Annotated in this window: 17 protein-coding genes and 4 tRNA genes; 18 read left to right on the top strand and 3 right to left on the bottom strand. The window is 66.6% G+C overall.

Going from position 1 to position 17,586, the window contains the following annotated elements; all coding sequences use genetic code 11:
* Positions 1-86 precede the first annotated feature (86 nt).
* The 3 genes from WAX14_RS14315 to WAX14_RS14305 all read right to left on the bottom strand — a co-directional run bounded on the left by WAX14_RS14315 (position 87) and on the right by WAX14_RS14305 (position 331).
* Positions 87-161, bottom strand: a tRNA-Val gene (locus tag WAX14_RS14315).
* 1 nt (position 162) lies between these two features.
* Positions 163-233, bottom strand: a tRNA-Cys gene (locus tag WAX14_RS14310).
* Between the two features lie 25 nt (positions 234-258).
* A tRNA-Gly gene (locus WAX14_RS14305) sits at positions 259-331 on the bottom strand.
* 304 nt (positions 332-635) lie between these two features.
* Between WAX14_RS14305 and WAX14_RS14300 the strand changes: the two genes are divergently transcribed.
* From WAX14_RS14300 to secF, 18 genes are all read left to right on the top strand, one after another.
* Positions 636-707, top strand: a tRNA-Val gene (locus tag WAX14_RS14300).
* A gap of 461 nt (positions 708-1,168) precedes the next feature.
* Positions 1,169-1,570 carry a DUF742 domain-containing protein gene (locus tag WAX14_RS14295; protein WP_422628718.1) on the top strand — a complete coding sequence of 134 codons (402 nt, stop codon included), beginning with the start codon at positions 1,169-1,171 and terminating at the stop codon, positions 1,568-1,570.
* A 180-nt stretch (positions 1,571-1,750) separates the two neighbouring features.
* Complete coding sequence (gene thrS / locus WAX14_RS14290; protein ID WP_422628717.1) at positions 1,751-3,829, top strand: threonine--tRNA ligase; 2,079 nt, start codon at positions 1,751-1,753, stop codon at positions 3,827-3,829.
* Positions 3,826-4,389, top strand: a complete 564-nt coding sequence (locus WAX14_RS14285) for an HIT family protein (RefSeq protein ID WP_422628716.1) — start codon at positions 3,826-3,828, stop codon at positions 4,387-4,389. The genes thrS and WAX14_RS14285 overlap by 4 nt, the downstream gene beginning before the upstream one ends.
* A gap of 120 nt (positions 4,390-4,509) precedes the next feature.
* Positions 4,510-5,163 carry a phosphatidylinositol phosphate synthase gene (pgsA, locus tag WAX14_RS14280; RefSeq protein WP_422628719.1) on the top strand — a complete coding sequence of 218 codons (654 nt, stop codon included), beginning with the start codon at positions 4,510-4,512 and terminating at the stop codon, positions 5,161-5,163.
* Positions 5,160-6,062: a phosphatidylinositol mannoside acyltransferase gene (locus WAX14_RS14275; protein ID WP_422628715.1), complete on the top strand. Its 903-nt coding sequence runs from the start codon at positions 5,160-5,162 to the stop codon at positions 6,060-6,062. The genes pgsA and WAX14_RS14275 overlap by 4 nt, the downstream gene beginning before the upstream one ends.
* The gene (locus WAX14_RS14270) at positions 6,063-7,190 is read left to right on the top strand and encodes a glycosyltransferase family 4 protein (protein ID WP_422628714.1); all 1,128 of its coding nucleotides are present in this window, start codon (positions 6,063-6,065) and stop codon (positions 7,188-7,190) included.
* Positions 7,187-8,206 (top strand): NUDIX hydrolase, encoded by a 1,020-nt coding sequence (locus tag WAX14_RS14265; RefSeq protein WP_422628713.1) that lies wholly within the window; start codon positions 7,187-7,189, stop codon positions 8,204-8,206. The genes WAX14_RS14270 and WAX14_RS14265 overlap by 4 nt, the downstream gene beginning before the upstream one ends.
* 175 nt (positions 8,207-8,381) lie before the next feature.
* Entirely contained in the window at positions 8,382-9,284 is a 903-nt protein-coding gene (gene pdxS, locus WAX14_RS14260) for a pyridoxal 5'-phosphate synthase lyase subunit PdxS (protein ID WP_422628712.1), read from the top strand.
* Between the two features lie 119 nt (positions 9,285-9,403).
* Positions 9,404-10,225, top strand: a complete 822-nt coding sequence (locus WAX14_RS14255) for an acyl-CoA thioesterase (protein ID WP_422628711.1) — start codon at positions 9,404-9,406, stop codon at positions 10,223-10,225.
* A gap of 51 nt (positions 10,226-10,276) precedes the next feature.
* Positions 10,277-10,882 carry a pyridoxal 5'-phosphate synthase glutaminase subunit PdxT gene (gene pdxT / locus WAX14_RS14250; protein WP_422628710.1) on the top strand — a complete coding sequence of 202 codons (606 nt, stop codon included), beginning with the start codon at positions 10,277-10,279 and terminating at the stop codon, positions 10,880-10,882.
* 76 nt (positions 10,883-10,958) lie between these two features.
* Positions 10,959-11,711: a YebC/PmpR family DNA-binding transcriptional regulator gene (locus tag WAX14_RS14245; protein ID WP_422628709.1), complete on the top strand. Its 753-nt coding sequence runs from the start codon at positions 10,959-10,961 to the stop codon at positions 11,709-11,711.
* 102 nt (positions 11,712-11,813) lie between these two features.
* On the top strand, positions 11,814-12,392 hold the full coding sequence (gene ruvC, locus WAX14_RS14240) for a crossover junction endodeoxyribonuclease RuvC (RefSeq protein WP_422628708.1): 579 nt from the start codon (positions 11,814-11,816) through the stop codon (positions 12,390-12,392).
* Positions 12,389-12,985 (top strand): Holliday junction branch migration protein RuvA, encoded by a 597-nt coding sequence (gene ruvA, locus WAX14_RS14235; protein WP_422628707.1) that lies wholly within the window; start codon positions 12,389-12,391, stop codon positions 12,983-12,985. The genes ruvC and ruvA overlap by 4 nt, the downstream gene beginning before the upstream one ends.
* The gene (ruvB, locus tag WAX14_RS14230) at positions 12,982-14,097 is read left to right on the top strand and encodes a Holliday junction branch migration DNA helicase RuvB (protein ID WP_422628706.1); all 1,116 of its coding nucleotides are present in this window, start codon (positions 12,982-12,984) and stop codon (positions 14,095-14,097) included. The genes ruvA and ruvB overlap by 4 nt, the downstream gene beginning before the upstream one ends.
* 152 nt (positions 14,098-14,249) lie before the next feature.
* Positions 14,250-14,597: a preprotein translocase subunit YajC gene (gene yajC / locus WAX14_RS14225; RefSeq protein ID WP_422628705.1), complete on the top strand. Its 348-nt coding sequence runs from the start codon at positions 14,250-14,252 to the stop codon at positions 14,595-14,597.
* Positions 14,598-14,703: 106 nt separating this feature from the next.
* A complete protein-coding gene (secD, locus tag WAX14_RS14220) occupies positions 14,704-16,485 on the top strand; it encodes a protein translocase subunit SecD (protein ID WP_422628704.1) in 1,782 nt (593 codons plus the stop codon).
* Positions 16,486-16,487: 2 nt separating this feature from the next.
* The coding region (gene secF, locus WAX14_RS14215; RefSeq protein WP_422628703.1) for a protein translocase subunit SecF at positions 16,488-17,586 on the top strand (1,099 nt) is incomplete at its 3' end.

The raw sequence follows: 17,586 nt of genomic DNA, 5'->3' as shown, positions 1-17,586 counted from the left end.
ACCTTGGCAAGGTGATGCGCTACCAGCTGCGCTACATCCGCATGCACGTGATTGTCGAACCGATCGACCCACGTGCAGGTCGATCGTGGTGCGCGATACTGGGATTGAACCAGTGACCTCTTCCGTGTCAGGGAAGCGCTCTCCCGCTGAGCTAATCGCGCGAGGTGGAGACGGGAATCGAACCCGTGTGCACGGCTTTGCAGGCCGTTGCCTCACCACTCGGCCACTCCACCATAAAAGGTCGAGTCCAACCTCTCGAGCGGATGACGGGATTCGAACCCGCGACCCTCACCTTGGCAAGGTGATGCGCTACCAGCTGCGCTACATCCGCATTCGCACCGTGCGGCGTTGTGCTCTCCGTGGTGCGGTTGAGAACATTAGCCGACCATCGCCGAAACACACAAATCCGCAGGTGAACGCTCAAATATGGCAACGTGAACCCGGGCGCTCGGACGGTCGCGCGTCGATCGTCGTCGGCCGGTGGCGACTCCCGCCGCGACGGCTCGTCAGTGCCGGGGGTGATGCCGGTGGCCGAAGCGCGCGAGGCATCCCGAACTTGCCTTGACCTGGTGATTCGTGTTCATTCGGAAGGCGTGTTAGTGTTCCTTCTCGTTCGAGCCGCTGTGAGGCGGCACGGTCCCGTGGCTCAGTGGAAGAGCGTCCCGTTCACACCGGGAAGGTCGCTGGTTCGATCCCAGCCGGGACCACAGTAGAAATTTGATCACGAGAGCACCCCGTAGCGGGTGCTCTTTTTGCTGTCTGCGCATGCTGGCAGTTGCCGTCGATGCCCGCTCCCGGACGCGTCTCGTGGGGATCGGGGGGCTCTCGTGACTGCTGTGACCTGCACGACCGCACTCCCCGGTGCGACAGATGGCAGGATCGTTCTCACCGCGAGGAGGATGAGGCTGAGATGAGTGTCGCCGATAGTCAATGGCCGGCCGTGGGGGCGACGGGCGCCAGATTCGGCTCGGCCGCGCGCAATCGTCGAACGTACATTCCGAAACACGCGGCCGCGGCCTCGACGGAAATCGGGGCCGACGGGGCGCACATGGGCAATGATCCTGTGGCGGACGGTGCTCGAGGGGCGGTCCCTGCGGAAGCGGTTGGGATGACGATGCCCGTGGTGTCCGAGGATCGCGCATGGGACAGGGCTATGGGGGGAGAGGGTGTGGGGGGCAACGGCGTGGGGGACAACGGCGTGGGGGACATGGGTATGGATCAGGAAGCGCCGTCGTTCGTACGCCCGTTCGTACGTAGCCAAGGGCGTACCCGCGCCGAAGTAGACCTTCCGCTCGAAGCGCTCGTCTCGGCATCCGCGCTGATGGGGGTATCCGGCAGTTCCGGGTCGATCGCAGGACTCGATGAGCATCGAGTCGTTCTGGGGCTGTGCGCGCAACCGCGTTCGATCATGGAGGTCGCCGCGCTCGCCGGCATCCCCTTGGGCGTCGCGCGTGTGCTCGTCGGCGACCTGGCAGCCTCGGGTGAACTCACTGTCCATCGAACCGTCGATCGGATCGGCCCCGGCGCGGAGTTGCTCAAACGAGTACTGACCGGGTTGAACGAACTCTGACACCGGCCGACGGGGGCGCGAACTGCGCTCGGTCGGGTCTGGCGCCGATGCCGACGGCTGCACCGTGCCGATAGCAGCGTATTCCGGCTGTGCCGATAGCATGGTGAGGTTGTCGACGTGCGCATCCGTGCGACCGTCCATCGTCCACCGTCAGGCATCCAGCCGGAGGAGCTCACCACAGTGACCACGCCCGCATCCGCGAAATCAGCCACACTCGTCCGGGTGCCCGCGGGAACCACTGCCGGTGCTGCCGTGCGTGAGGCCGGGCTGCCCGTCAAAGGCCCCGACACGATAGTCGTCGTCCGCGACGGCGAGGGCATGCTGCGCGATCTGTCGTGGACGCCCGACGCCGACGCCGAGGTCGAGGCGGTCGCCGCCGACACCGAGGACGGTCGCAGTGTCATCCGGCATTCCGCCGCGCACGTCCTCGCGCAGGCCGTACAGCAGGAGTTCCCCGAAGCCAAGCTCGGCATCGGCCCGCCGATCAAGGACGGCTTCTACTACGACTTCCAGGTCGAGAGGCCCTTCACTCCGGAGGATCTGGCGAAGCTAGAGAAGCGGATGAAGAAGATCGTCAAGGACGCGCAGCGCTTCTCCCGCCGCGTCGTCGAGAACCTCGAGGACGCACGCACGGAATTGAAGGACGAGCCGTTCAAACTGGAACTGATCGACGACAAGTCCGCCGGCGGCGACGTCGAGCCGGACCCCGAGATCATGGAGGTCGGCGGCGCCGAGTTGACGATCTACGACAATCTCAACCCGCGGACGGGCGAGGTTGTGTGGAAGGACCTGTGCCGCGGCCCGCACCTGCCGACCACCAAGTTCATTCCCGCGTTCAAGCTGACCCGCAGTTCCGCCGCCTACTGGCGCGGTGACCAGGACAACGCGGACCTTCAGCGCGTCTACGGCACCGCCTGGGAATCCGTCGAGGCGCAGGATCGGCACCTCGAACTGCTCGCCGAAGCGGAGCGCCGCGACCACCGCAAACTCGGCGCCGAACTCGACCTGTTCTCGTTCCCCGACGAACTCGGTTCGGGTCTGCCGGTGTTCCATCCCAAGGGCGGCATCATCCGCCAGGAGATGGAGAACTACTCGCGCGAGCGCCACGTGAAGGCCGGCTACGACTTCGTCAACACCCCGCACATCACCAAGGGACACCTGTACGAGGTGTCCGGGCACCTCGACTGGTACCGCGACGGCATGTTCCCCGCAATGCACATCGACGAGGAACTGAACGACGACGGCACGGTCCGCAAGCCGGGGCAGGACTACTACCTCAAGCCGATGAACTGCCCCATGCACGACCTGATCTTCCGGTCGCGTGGGCGCTCGTACCGCGAATTGCCGCTGCGGATGTTCGAGTTCGGTTCCGTCTACCGCTACGAGAAGTCCGGTGTCGTCCACGGCCTGACCCGCGTGCGCGGCATGACGCAGGACGACGCGCACATCTTCTGCACGCCCGAGCAGATGCGCGACGAACTCACCACGATCCTGAACTTCATCCTCGATGTGCTGAAGGACTACGGACTCGACGACTACTACCTCGAACTGTCGACGAAGAACCCGAAGAAGTTCGTCGGCAGCGACGAACTGTGGGACACGGCCACCGAGACGCTGCGCGAGGTCGCGGAAGCGTCGGGCCTGAATCTCGTGCCGGACCCGGGTGGCGCCGCATTCTACGGTCCGAAGATTTCCGTGCAGGTCAACGATGCGCTCGGCCGCAACTGGCAGATGTCGACGATTCAGCTGGACTTCAACCTTCCCGAGTTGTTCGAGCTCGAATACACCGGCACCGACGGTGCGAAGCATCGACCGGTGATGATCCACCGGGCGCTGTTCGGTTCGATCGAACGGTTCTTCGGTGTCCTCACCGAGCACTACGCGGGCGCGTTCCCGGCGTGGCTGTCCCCGGTGCAGGTCGTCGGTATCCCGGTCGCCGAGAACTTCGCGGACCATCTGCTCGACGTCACCCGGCAGCTGAAGGCCGAGGGCATCCGCGCCGAGGTCGATCTCAGCGACGACCGCATGCAGAAGAAGATCCGCAACCACACCACGCAGAAGGTGCCGTTCATGCTGCTGGCCGGTGAACGGGACGTCGAAGCAGGTGCGGTGAGCTTCCGGTTCCGGGACGGCACCCAGGTCAACGGTGTGCCGGTTGCCGACGCCGTGCGGGTCGTCACCGACTGGGTTCGGCGCCGCGAGAATGCGTCGCCGACCGCGGCGCTCGTCGCGCCCGGCGGCGCGGAGCTCGGGTCGTGACCGGCGATCGAGTCGGCGGCTCCGCCGAAACCGATGCGCTCGTCGACCGGGGTGTCGGCGAAGCCGACCATCTGCAGCGATTGTGGTCGCCGCACCGCATGTCGTACATCACCGAGTCGCCGCGGGCCGAAGACGGCACGTACGAACCGTTCACCGACATTCCGAAGATGACGGACGAGGAGGGGCTCGTCGTCGCGCGCGGTGAGTTCGTCTATGCGGTGCTCAATCTGTACCCGTACAACCCGGGGCACCTGATGGTCGTGCCGTACCGGCGGGTGGCGAACCTCGAGGACCTGACCCTGGAGGAGAGCGCCGAACTGATGGAGTTCGCGCAGCGCGCGCTGACGGTCATCAAGCGGGTGTCGCGGCCACACGGATTCAACGTCGGTCTCAATCTCGGTGCGGCAGCCGGTGGTTCGTTGTCGGAGCATCTGCATCTTCACGTGGTTCCCCGGTGGGGCGGCGACGCGAATTTCATCACGGTCCTCGGCGGGTCGAAGGTGATGGTCCAGTTGCTGCGTGATACGCGGGCGCTGTTGGCGTCCGCGTGGGACGAGTGACGTTCTCCACCTGCGCGTGCGATCTCCGCGGGTTCCGCGCCGGCAGCAAACGGATCGTCGCGGGTCGTGGCAGGATCGGGTCCCGAAGCGGACGAACAGATCGGGAGACGGGGGCGTGAGATGCTGAGCTACTTCGGGCGGGCATCGGTGTCCAAGGCCACCGCACCGCTCGGCAAGGCACTGAACCGGACCGGCTTGACACCCGATGCGGTGACACTGATCGGCACGGTCGCAACCGTCGCCGCCGCGGTGACGCTGTTCCCGATGGGGCAACTGTTCTTGGGAGCCCTGGTCATCTGGCTGTTCGTGATGTTCGACATGCTCGACGGTGCCATGGCCCGGGCGCGCGGTGGCGGAACACGGTTCGGCGCCGTGCTCGACGCCACCTGCGATCGGGTTGCGGACGGTGCGATCTTCGCCGGCCTGGCGTGGTGGGCGGTGTACCACGAGCAGAGTCGGCTGTTGTTCGTCGCGACCTTGATCTGTCTCGTGACATCCCAGGTCATTTCGTACGCGAAGGCCAGGGCCGAGGCGAGCGGACTGTCCGCAGACGGCGGGCTCATCGAGCGCCCGGACCGGCTGATCATCGTGCTCGTCGGTGCCGGGATCACCGGACTCGGGATCGACTGGGCAATACACGTCGCGATGTGGCTGCTCGCTGCTGGTTCCGTGATCACGGTTTTCCAGCGGGTCATCGCCGTACGTCGTTCACCCGGTGCCAAGGAACTGCTGCCGACAACCCCGGCCACCGGTGCCGAAGGGGAAGCGGTATGACACTCACCGAGCGCCTGTCCGACTTCGGCTACGGCGCCGGATGGCGGCTTGTGCGCGCGCTGCCCGATCCGGTCGCCGAGGCACTGTTCGACGTGGGCGCAGACCTCGCCGCGCGCCGGCGCGGCGGGCCACAGCAGTTGCGGCGCAACCTGGCCCGCGTGCTCGACGTCGCTCCCGACCGTGTCCCCGACGACCTGATCCGCAGATCGACGCGTTCGTACGCGAGGTACTGGCGCGAGGCATTCCGGTTGCCGTCGATGGACCTCGACGCGACCGCGGCGTCGCTCGATTCGTCGATCGAAGGACGGGAGAACATCGAGAAGGCGCTGGCCGACGGGCGCGGCGCGATCCTGGCGCTGCCGCACAGTGGCAACTGGGACATGGCCGGGGTGTGGTGTGCCCGTACCTACGGGCAGTTTTCGACGGTCGCGGAGAGACTGCGCCCGGAGTCGCTGTACCGGCGGTTCGTCGACTACCGGGAACACCTCGGGTTCGAGGTGTTCCCACTGTCCGGTGGTGAGAGCCCGCCGTTCGTCGAACTGTCCGCACGTTTGCGCGACAATCGGATCGTGGCTCTTCTGGGGGAACGCGACCTGGCCCGAAAAGGTGTGCCGGTGACATTCTTCGGTGAACCGACCAGGCTGCCTGCCGGCCCCGCGAAACTCGCCATCGAGACCGGTGCCGCGCTGCTGCCGGTGCACTGCTGGTTCACCGACGACGGCTGGGGATTCCGGATACATGAGGAGATCGATGTGACCGGTGGGCTCCCGACAGCCACCCAGGCCCTCGCCGACCGGTTCGCCGCCGACATCGCCGAGCATCCGGCGGATTGGCACATGCTGCAACCACTGTGGCTCGACGATCTGTCGGCCGAACGACGCGCCCGGATGGAGGCGTAGTTGAGGATCGGCATGGTCTGCCCGTATTCGTTCGACGTGCCGGGCGGGGTGCAAGCGCACGTCGTCGATCTCGCGCAGGTACTGATCGAACGCGGTCACAAGGTCAGCGTGCTTGCGCCTGCCTCCGAGGACACGGTGCTGCCGCCGTTCGTGGTGTCTGCCGGACGGGCTGTCGCCATCCCGTACAACGGTTCGGTGGCGCGGCTCAGCTTCGGACCGGTGTCCTACGCGCGGGTGCGGCGCTGGATCAACGACAACGACTTCGATGTCCTGCACATTCACGAACCGAACGCACCGAGCCTGTCGATGCTGGCGCTGAAGGTCGCCGAGGGGCCGATCGTCGCGACCTTCCACACGTCGACGACGAAATCGCTCGTGCTCAGCGCATTTCAGGGCGTGCTGCAGCCCTATCTGGAGAAGATCAGCGGCCGTATCGCGGTGTCCGAGCTCGCCCGTCGCTGGCAGGTGACCTCGCTCGGTGGCGATGCCGTGGAAATCCCCAACGGTGTCGACGTGCCGTTCTTCGCCCATGCCGCACCGCTGCCCGGTTATCCGCGGGCCGGCCGGACAGTATTGTTTCTCGGCCGCTACGACGAATCCCGCAAGGGCATGGATGTCCTGCTCGGCGCGCTGCCGACGCTCGTCGACAGGTATCCGGAACTCGAGGTTCTCGTGGTCGGTCGCGGCGACGAGGACCGGCTCCGAAAGGAAGCGGGTCGCCATGCCGGGCACCTTCGGCTGCTCGGGCAGGTCGATGACGCAGACAAGGCGTCGGCGATGCGTAGCGCCGACGTGTACTGCGCCCCGAACCTCGGAGGGGAGAGCTTCGGGATCGTGCTGGTCGAGGCGATGGCGGCCGGTACCGCAGTCGTTGCCAGTGAACTCGACGCCTTCCGTCGGGTGCTGCGGGACGGTCGTGCGGGTGTGCTGGTGCCGGTCGGCGACTCCGACGCACTCGCCGCGGGCATCCTCGGCGTTCTCGACAACGACGCTCGCCGCGCGGAACTCGTCGCGGAGGGGTCCTCGGTGGTGGGAACCTACGACTGGCCGGTGGTCGCCGAGCAGATCCTGCGGGTGTACGAAACCGTGACGGTCGGTGCCGGCCGGGTTCGGGAGGTCCGCTCGTGACACTGAGTGCGATGACGATTCTCGTCCTTGCCGTGATCGCGGCGATCGTTGTCGGCCTGGGCCTGTGGGCGTACACGACCGCGAACCGGCTCGATCGGCTCCATGTGCGTTCGGATCTGTCGTGGCAGGCGCTCGATGCGGCACTGGCCAGGCGTGCCGTGGTGGTGCGCAGTATCGCCGCGTCGGTGCCGTCCGGAGACGGTAGACGCCTCGCGGTGCTCGCCGATCGCGCCGAACGCGCGGACCGGAGTCACCGGGAGGTCACCGAGAACGCCCTGTCGTCGACGCTCACGACGATCGACAGTGAACGGTTGCGACCGCAGCTGATCGCAGAGTTGGCGGACGCTGAAGCGCGCGTCATGATCGCCCGGCGTTTCCACAACGATGCCGTCCGCGACACGCTTGCGCTGCGCACTCGCCGGCCGGTGCGGTGGCTGCATCTCGGCGGTACCGCGCCGCTCCCGACCTTCTTCGAGATTGCCGAGCGTTCCGGCGCCGCGGCGAATCCGGTACAGGCACCGGACGAGACCCGCACATCGGCGCGGGTGGTGCTGTTCGACGACGAGGGCCGGGTACTGCTGCTGCGTGGAAGCGACCCGGCCACACCCGACGTGCGTTTCTGGTTCACCGTCGGCGGCGGAGTCGAGGTGGGGGAGTCGCTACGTGCGGCGGCGGTGCGGGAGTTGCAGGAGGAAACAGGCCTGACGGCGGACCCGGAGCGACTGTGCGGCCCGATGTGGCGTCGCGTTGCGGTGTTCCCGTTCAACGGTGAGGTGATCCGTTCGGAGGAGTTGTTCTTCGCGTTGCAGGCACCGGTCTTCTCGGTCGACGCCGCGGGCTTGACCGCGTCGGAGCACGCGATGCGGCTCGAACACCGCTGGTTCACCGAAGGCGAAGTTCGGGAAGTGCAGCAACGGGGCGAACCGGTGTATCCGCAGGACCTGCCGGATCTGCTCGGTGAGGCGCGGGACGTCGCAGTGCGACGTGTGGAACCGGAGGTTCGCGGTATCCGGTGACGGGGTTTTCGGTGACTGGGTTTTCGGTGACTGGGGAAACAAGGCCAGGTCTGCGCGACTGGCTATCGGTGGACCGCCGGGTGCGGTCGTAGGATTTTCTCGCCCGGAACCCGTCGAGGACCACGGTGTTTCCGTCGGCATCGGTCCGGCAGATACATATGTGTAGGAGTTCATTGTGAGTACCCCCGAATCCGCACCCACCACTGGCACGGCGCGCGTCAAGCGCGGCATGGCCGAGATGCTCAAGGGTGGTGTGATCATGGACGTCGTCACTGCCGAGCAGGCGAAGATCGCCGAGGATGCGGGTGCGGTCGCGGTGATGGCACTCGAGCGAGTGCCGGCGGATATCCGCGCTCAGGGCGGGGTGTCCCGGATGAGCGACCCGGACATGATCGAGAGCATCATCGCGGCCGTGTCGATTCCGGTGATGGCGAAGGCTCGTATCGGTCATTTCGTCGAGGCGCAGATCCTGCAGTCGCTCGGTGTGGACTACGTCGACGAATCCGAGGTGCTGACTCCGGCGGATTACGCGAATCACATCGACAAGTTCGCGTTCACGGTGCCGTTCGTGTGTGGCGCGACGAATCTCGGTGAGGCACTGCGTCGGATCAACGAGGGTGCCGCGATGATCCGTTCGAAGGGCGAGGCCGGTACGGGTGACGTCTCCAATGCTACGACCCACATGCGGCAGATCCGGCAGGAGATCCGCCGCTTGACGTCGTTGCCCGAGGACGAACTGTATGTTGCGGCGAAGGAACTGCAGGCGCCGTACGACCTGGTCGTCGAGGTTGCCACGGCAGGCAAGTTGCCGGTCACCCTGTTCACGGCGGGTGGCATTGCGACGCCGGCGGACGCGGCGATGATGATGCAACTCGGCGCCGAGGGCGTGTTCGTCGGTTCGGGCATCTTCAAGTCCGGCAATCCGGCGCAGCGCGCCGCGGCGATCGTCAAGGCAACCACGTTCTTCGACGATCCGGACGTCCTCGCGAAGGTCTCCCGCGGTCTCGGTGAGGCGATGGTCGGCATCAACGTCGACGACATCCCGCAGCCGCATCGTCTCGCCGAGCGCGGCTGGTAACCGGTCCCCGTGCACTCCGGATGATGGGAACCGGCGTTCGGTGTGACCGGCCGAAGGTTCCCATCACCGTGCGGTGACGGGCGCGTTATAGCCTGAACCGCACAGTGGAAGGGGCCGGTATGGCGAAGATCGAAGAGATCCTGGCGCTCGAACAGATCGAGAAGGACATTTTCCGGGGCATTGCGACGGAAACGTTGCTGCCGCGGACATTCGGAGGACAGGTCGCGGGCCAGGCTTTGGTGTCGGCGGTGCGGACAGTGGGACCGGGATTCGCGGTGCATTCGCTGCACGGCTATTTTCTGCGCCCGGGCAATCCGACGATGCAGATCGTCTATCTCGTGGATCGGATCCGCGACGGCCGGTCGTTCTGTACGCGCCGGGTGACCGCGGTGCAGGACGGCAAACCGATCTTCACGATGTCGGCCTCGTTCCACGGGGAGGACCAGGGGATCGAGCATCAGGACACGATGCCGCGGGTCCCGATGCCCGAGGACCTACCCGATCCGGACGACCTCGACGATCAGACGGTGCGGTGGGCGCGCATCGAATGGGCCGAGTGGGAATTCAGGTTCGTACCGCCGCAGCAGATGGACACGTCGAGTCGCTGGGCTGCGCAGCAGCAGGTGTGGTTCCGTTCCAGGGAAGTGCTGCCGAACGACCCGGTCTTCCATGTGTGCACACTCGCCTACATGAGCGACATGACACTGCTGGGATCGGCGAGCGTGGTCCATCCCGACGAGAAGACCCAGGGTGCGTCCCTCGATCACGCGATGTGGTTCATGCGACCGTTCCGCGCCGACGATTGGCTGCTCTACGACCAGACCTCCCCGTCCGCCGGATTCGGGCGCGCGCTGACGCAGGGGCGGATCTTCGACCGGAACGGCAACATGGTTGCTGCGGTCGTGCAGGAAGGACTGGCTCGCTACCTGCACGATTCGTGAACACACCCGCCGGGAATCCCTGGTGGCACAACGAACAGGCAGGTAGTTTTCGTGGGTACCACACCGACCATCGGCGTGCTGGCATTGCAGGGCGACGTCCGCGAGCACCGAGCCGCGCTCGACGCGGCCGGTGCGCGCACGATCGCGCTCCGTCGCGAAAGTGAGCTCGACGGCATCGACGGTGTGGTCATCCCCGGTGGTGAATCGACCACGATGAGCCGGCTACTTCGCGTGTTCGATCTGCTCGAGCCGCTCCGTGCGCGACTGAAGGGCGGCCTGCCCGCCTACGGCTCCTGCGCCGGGATGATTCTGCTCGCGTCGCGAGTTCTCGATACCCGACCTGACGCCGAACATCTCGATGCGCTCGATATCACGGTGCGACGCAACGCATTCGGGCGGCAGGTCGACTCGTTCGAGGCGGACCTCGCGATGCGGGGCGTCGACGACGGGCCGGTGCGTGCCGTGTTCATCCGGGCCCCGTGGGTCGAGAGGGTCGGTTCGCGCGTGGAAGTGCTCGCCACAGTGCCGGAGGGACCGGCCGCGGGGCGGGTCGTCGCAGTGCGTCAGGGCGCCGTGATGGCGACGTCGTTCCATCCGGAGGTCACCGGCGACCTGCGGGTCCATCGGATGTTCGTGGATGCCGTCCGGAAAGCGTGATCACGCGGGAGTAGAATTCACGTTCCGACCTGTCGGTGTATGCCGACTTCACCTCGCCGGAAGGGGCTCGAAGCGAATGAGCGGCCACTCCAAATGGGCCACCACCAAGCACAAGAAGGCGGTCATCGACGCCAAGCGCGGCAAGATGTTCGCGAAGTTGATCAAGAACATCGAGGTGGCGGCCCGGACGGGTGGCAGCGACCCCTCGGGCAACCCGACGCTGTACGACGCCATCCAGAAGGCGAAGAAGAGTTCGGTCCCCAACGACAACATCGAACGGGCCCGCAAGCGTGGCGGCGGCGAGGAAGCCGGCGGTGCCGACTGGCAGAACATCACCTACGAGGGCTACGGGCCCAACGGTGTCGCGATCCTCATCGAGTGCCTGACCGACAATCGCAACCGTGCGGCCGGTGAGGTGCGTACCGCGATGACCCGCAACGGCGGCAACATGGCGGATCCCGGTTCGGTGTCGTACCTGTTCACGCGCAAGGGCGTGGTCGTGATGGAGAAGAACGACCGTTCCGAGGACGACCTGCTCGAGGTAGTGCTCGAGGCCGGTGCCGAAGAGATCAACGATCTCGGGGACAGCTTCGAGATCGTCTCCGACGCCTCCGATCTGATCCCGGTGCGGACCGCGCTGGTCGACGCCGGAATCGACTACGACTCGGCCGATCCGGATTTCCGGGCGTCGGTCGAGGTGCCCGTCGATGCCGAAGGAGCCCGCAAGGTCTTCAAGCTGGTCGACGCGCTCGAGGACTGCGACGACGTGCAGAACGTCTACACCAACGTGGACGTCTCCGACGAGGTGCTCGCCGAACTCGACGCCTGAACGACATCGCCGTGCCGCCGGGGCTGCGTGTCCCACTGCCGACGCGCAGCCCAGGCGGCTATGCTCTCGAACAGGTGTTCGTGACGGTGAGAGGTGGGTCGGGTGCGTGTCATGGGTGTCGATCCCGGCCTGACCCGGTGCGGGCTCGGTGTGGTCGACACCGGACGCGGCCGCGAGGTCCTTCCCGTGGCCGTCGGAGTGGTGCGGACGCCCACCGACCTCGATCTCGCGCAGCGCCTGCTCCGGATCGCCGAGTCCGCCGAGGAATGGATGGACCGCTACCGACCGGATGTGGTCGCCGTCGAGCGGGTCTTCGCGCAGCACAATGTGCGGACCGCAATGGGAACCGCGCAGGCGGGTGGCGTCGTCGCGCTCGCCGCTGCTCGCCGCTCGATTCCCGTCATGTTCCATACCCCCAGCGAGGTCAAGGCAGCGGTCACCGGAAATGGCAGCGCCGACAAGAAGCAGGTGACGGCCATGATCACGCGCATTCTCGAGCTCGAGACGGCTCCGAAGCCGGCCGACGCCGCGGACGCACTCGCACTCGCGGTCGCGCACTGCTGGCGTGCGCCGATGCTTGCGCGCCTCGCCGCAGCCGAGGCCGCGGCCGCAGACCAGAAACGACGATACGAAGAGCGGTTGCGCGAGCAGGCAGCCGCACGAGAGGCGGGTGCCCAGTGATCGGGTCGGTGCGTGGCGAAGTGCTCGAGATCGCCCTCGATCATGTCGTCGTCGAGGCCGGCGGGATCGGCTACCGGGTCAACGCGACTCCGGCGACGCTCGGCACGCTGCGGCGGGGCGAGGAAGCCCGGCTGGTCACGTCGATGATCGTGCGGGAAGACTCGATGACCCTCTACGGGTTCGCCAGCAGGGAGGCCCGCGAGTTGTTCGGGCTGCTGCAGACCGTCTCCGGGGTCGGTCCGCGACTGGCGATGGCCACGCTCGCGGTCCTGGAACCCGATGCGCTGCGAGCAGCTCTTGCAGACGGCAACACCGCGGCCCTGACCCGGGTGCCGGGTATCGGCAAGAGGGGTGCCGACCGTATGGTCGTCGAACTGCGGGACAAGGTGGCCGTCTTCACGGGGGCAGGCGATGCCACGCCGACAGTCTCGGGTTCGCCGATCCGTGACCAGATCGTCGAGGCGCTCGTCGGTCTCGGATTCACGATCAAGCAGGCAGAACCGGCTACCGACACGGTGCTCGCGGACGACCCTGGCGCGGAGGTGTCGACAGCTCTGCGTGCCGCGCTCAAGCTTCTCGGCAGGTCGCGGTGACAGGCGAATACCACGAATTCGATCGCGCGCGGGCAACCGCCGACCGCGACGATCCGTCGCCGGTGACGGCCGAGCACCTGCCGTCCGACGGTGACATCGAGACGAGCCTGCGGCCGAAGAGCCTCGACGACTTCATCGGCCAGCCGCGGGTACGCGAACAACTCCAACTCGTGCTGCGCGCAGCGAAACTGCGCGGCGGTACCCCCGATCACATCCTGCTGTCGGGCCCGCCGGGTCTCGGCAAGACGTCGATGGCGATGATCGTCGCCGCCGAACTCGGCACGTCGCTGCGGCTCACGTCCGGGCCGGCCCTCGAACGCGCCGGTGACCTGGCCGCGATGCTGTCGAACCTCGCGGAGGGCGACGTGTTGTTCATCGACGAAATCCACCGCATTGCCCGGCCCGCCGAGGAAATGTTGTACCTCGCGATGGAAGATTTCCGCGTCGACGTCGTCGTCGGCAAGGGCCCGGGCGCCACCTCGATTCCGCTCGAGGTCGCCCCGTTCACGCTCGTCGGTGCGACCACCCGTTCCGGTGCGCTGACCGGCCCGCTGCGCGATCGGTTCGGTTTCACCGCGCACATGGACTTCTACGAGCCCGCCGAACTGCAGCAGATCCTGCATCGTTCGGCGCGAATCCTCGGTATCGAGTTGCGCGCGGATGCGGGTGCGGAGATCGCCGGTCGGTCCCGGGGTACCCCGCGCATCGCGAACCGGTTGTTGCGGCGCGTTCGGGACTACGCGGATGTGCGTGCCGATGGTGTCGTCACCCGTGAGATCGCGCACGCGGCGCTGGCGGTCTACGACGTGGACCAGATCGGCCTGGACCGGCTGGACCGCGCGGTGCTCGGCGCCCTGGTACGCAGTTTCGGCGGGGGTCCGGTCGGGGTGTCGACCCTCGCAGTCGCGGTCGGGGAGGAACCGGCCACCGTCGAAGAAGTATGCGAACCGTTCCTGGTGCGTGCGGGCATGATTGCGCGTACTCCGCGTGGCCGGGTCGCGACGCAGGCCGCGTGGCTGCAACTGGGTCTGACACCGCCGCCGGACGCGGCGACGGGCGGCATCGAGGTTCGGGCGCGGGAACCGCAGCTCGACGTGTTCGACGGTGACTGAGTGCGCTGCGCGGTGGCGGGTGCACTGTCCGGTCGGACAGTGATGGCACACTGGTCTATTGCGTCGGTCCGTGGAGGCCGTTCGCGTGTGCTGTGACGTCACCGTCACGGTCACGACCGCTTGCCTACCGACACCGAGGACTGACTTCAACGATGGAACTGCTTTTCCCACTCTTGATTCTTGCCCTACTGGTGCCCACCTTCCTCGGGATCCGGCGCCAGAAGAAGGAGATGCACAAGGTCACGGAGTTGCAGGATTCGCTGCGGGTCGGCGACCGTGTCGCGACGACCGCGGGTCTGCACGCGACGGTCGCGGCATTGTCCGACACCACCGTCGACCTCGAGATCGCGCCCGGTGTCGTGACCACGTGGGCGCGCCTGGTGGTGCGTGAGCGGATCGAAGAGGAGACCACCGCTGTCGACGACACCGAGGCGGGTACGGTCTCGTTCGGCAAGGACGACGACACCGATCCGCCGGCCGGTCGTCCCGTCGAGCACTGAGCGTCAACGCGGCTGCGGCATCGGGGGTTCTCGGGTGCCGCCCCGCGGCGGTCCCCGCGACCGCCACCACCGAACCACTCACTCGGATCGAGGAGACTGACTGACCGTGGCACCTTCCAATGGATCGGTGCATCCAGCGCGTTCCCTAGCCCTGTTCGGGGCGATTCTGGTGGCGCTGTATGCCTTGGTCTTCTTCACCGGTGACAAGTCGCCGACGCCGAAGCTCGGTATCGACCTCCAGGGCGGGACCCGCGTGACGCTCACCGCCCGCACCCCGGACGGCACCAGCCCGAGTCAGGACAGTCTCCGGCAGGCACAGCAGATCATCGAGACTCGGGTCAACGGGCTCGGTGTGTCCGGATCCGAGGTGGTCGTCGACGGCGACAATCTGGTCATCACGGTGCCCGGCGACGACAGCGCCCAGGCCAAGACACTCGGTCAGACGGCGCGTCTCTACATCCGGCCGGTGATCGGTGGCCCGATCGCCAGCGCGAACACGGCGGCCCAGAACCCCGACGCCCAGAATCCGGAGGTCCCGACCCCGGACACGCAGGCTCCGGACACGCAGGCTCCGGGCACGCAGGCTCCGGCAGAGTCGGCGCCGGGTGAGCAGGTGCCAGAGAATCCGGCACCGGAGAATCCCGAGCCGCAGGGCAGACCGTTCCCGGCGCAGGAGCCGACGGACACCCCTGTCGCCCCGGACAATCCGGTACCCGAGACCGCTACCCCTGCGCCTCCCGCACCGGAGCCGCCTGCCCCCGGCGATCTCGACCCGCAGGAGCAGGCCGCCGCGGACATCGCCGCGGCGAAGGCGCTGCGCCAGAGCGAGGATCCCGCGATCCAGCAGCAGGCTGCGATGTCCCTGGACTGTTCGGTCGCCGATCCGCTCGCGGGCAACGACGATCCGGCTCTGCCGCTCGTCGCGTGCTCGACGGACGGAACGTCCGTCTATCTGCTCGGCCCCAGCATCATCGACGGCCAGCAGATCTCCGACGCCTCGGCCGGTTTCAACAGCCAGCAGTCGCGCTACGAGGTCAGCTTGACCTTCGACAGCGAAGGCAGCAATACCTGGGCGCAGTTCACGGCCGCGAACATCGGCCAGCAGGCCGCGTTCACGCTCGACTCGAAGGTGGTCAGCGCCCCCGTCATCCAGGGCGCCACACCTGCCGGCAGCGCCACGTCGATCACCGGCAACTTCACGAACACACAGGCAACCGAGTTGGCGAACACCCTCAAGTACGGTTCACTTCCGCTCTCGTTCGTCGCGTCCGAAGCCGAGACGGTCTCCGCGACTCTCGGGTTCGCGTCACTGCAGGCCGGTCTGATCGCCGGGGCCGTCGGTCTGCTCGCGGTTCTGCTGTTCTGCCTCGCCTACTACCGGATGCTCGGTCTGCTCACCGCATTGTCTCTGGTGCTGTCGGGTCTGGCCGTGTACGCGATCATGGTGCTGCTCGGTCGCTACATCGGCTACACCCTGGATCTGGCAGGAATCGCCGGTTTGATCATCGGTATCGGTATGACTGCCGACTCGTTCGTGGTGTTCTTCGAACGCATCAAGGACGAGATCCGGGAAGGTCGCAGCTTCCGCTCGGCGGTTCCGCGCGGCTGGGCACGCGCCCGCCGCACCATCCTGTCCGGCAACGCGGTCAGCTTCATCGCCGCGGCGGTGTTGTACTTCCTCGCCGTCGGGCAGGTGCGAGGCTTCGCGTTCACTCTCGGCCTGACCACCATCTTGGACGTTGTCGTCGTATTCCTGGTGACGTGGCCGCTGGTGCATCTGGCGTCCACGTCGAAATTCTGGTCCAAGCCGAGCGTCAACGGTCTCGGCGCCATCCAGCAGGTGGCGCGTGAGCGTCAGCTCGCAGCGTCCTCGGCGAAGGAGGCGTGACGATGACCGACACGACCACGGCAGCACCGCAGCACAGCGGATTATCGCGCCTGTACACCGGCACCGGCGGATTCGACATCGTCGGCCGGCGCAAGTTCTACTACCTGCTCACCGGCGGCATCGTGCTCGTCGCGTTGCTGAGCATGCTCATCCGCGGCTTCTCCTGGGGCATCGACTTCGAGGGCGGCACCCGCATTCAGATGCCGGCCGTCGAGGGCGTGACCGTCGAGCAGGTCGAGACCGTGTACAGCGACACCCTCGGCACCGAGCCGGTCGCCGTTCAAACGGTCGGATCCGGTTCCGGCGCGACCATCCAGATCCGTTCCGAGGCGCTCGATCTCACCCAGGTCAACGCAGTGCAGTCGGCCCTGTTCGAAGAGTTTCAGCCCACCGACAGCGACGGGGTGCCCTCGCGCAACTCGATCAGCGTTGCCGACGTCAGTGAAACCTGGGGCGGGCAGATCACGCAGAAGGCGCTCATCGCACTCGTGGTGTTCCTCGTGATCGTGAGCATCTACATCGCCGCGCGCTACGAACGGGACATGGCAATCGCCGCGATCGTCGCACTGTTCTTCGACATGATCGTCACCGCAGGCATCTATTCGCTGGTCGGTTTCGAGGTCTCGCCCGCGACCGTCATCGGGTTGCTCACCATCCTCGGCTTCTCGTTGTACGACTCGGTCGTCGTGTTCGACAAGGTCGAGGAGAACACCCGCGGCATTCTGCATCTGCATCGGCGCACCTACGCCGAACAGGCGAATCTGGCCGTCAACCAGACCCTGATGCGGTCGATCAACACCACGATCATCTCGGTGCTTCCGGTGATTGCGCTGATGGTGATCGCCGTGTGGCTGCTCGGTGTCGGCACGCTCAAGGATCTCGCACTGGTCCAGTTGGTCGGTATCGTCGTCGGTGCCTACTCGTCGATCTTCTTTGCAACGCCGCTGGTCGTGACGTTGAAGGAGTGGCGTGGCCCGATCGCGGCACATACTCGCAAGGTGCTCGCCAAGCGTGAGGCCGCGGCGGTCCGCGCTTCGGCCGGTACCACCGCGAGCGACGCCGACCCGGTGTTCGTCGCCGAGCACCCCGGCGGGACGGCCC

The sequence above is a fragment of the Rhodococcus sp. (in: high G+C Gram-positive bacteria) genome (genome assembly GCF_049299235.1).
Lineage (GTDB): Bacteria > Actinomycetota > Actinomycetes > Mycobacteriales > Mycobacteriaceae > Rhodococcus.
The sequence above is the reverse complement of the archived record's forward strand: the minus strand, read 5'-3'. Positions and strand labels throughout refer to the sequence as shown.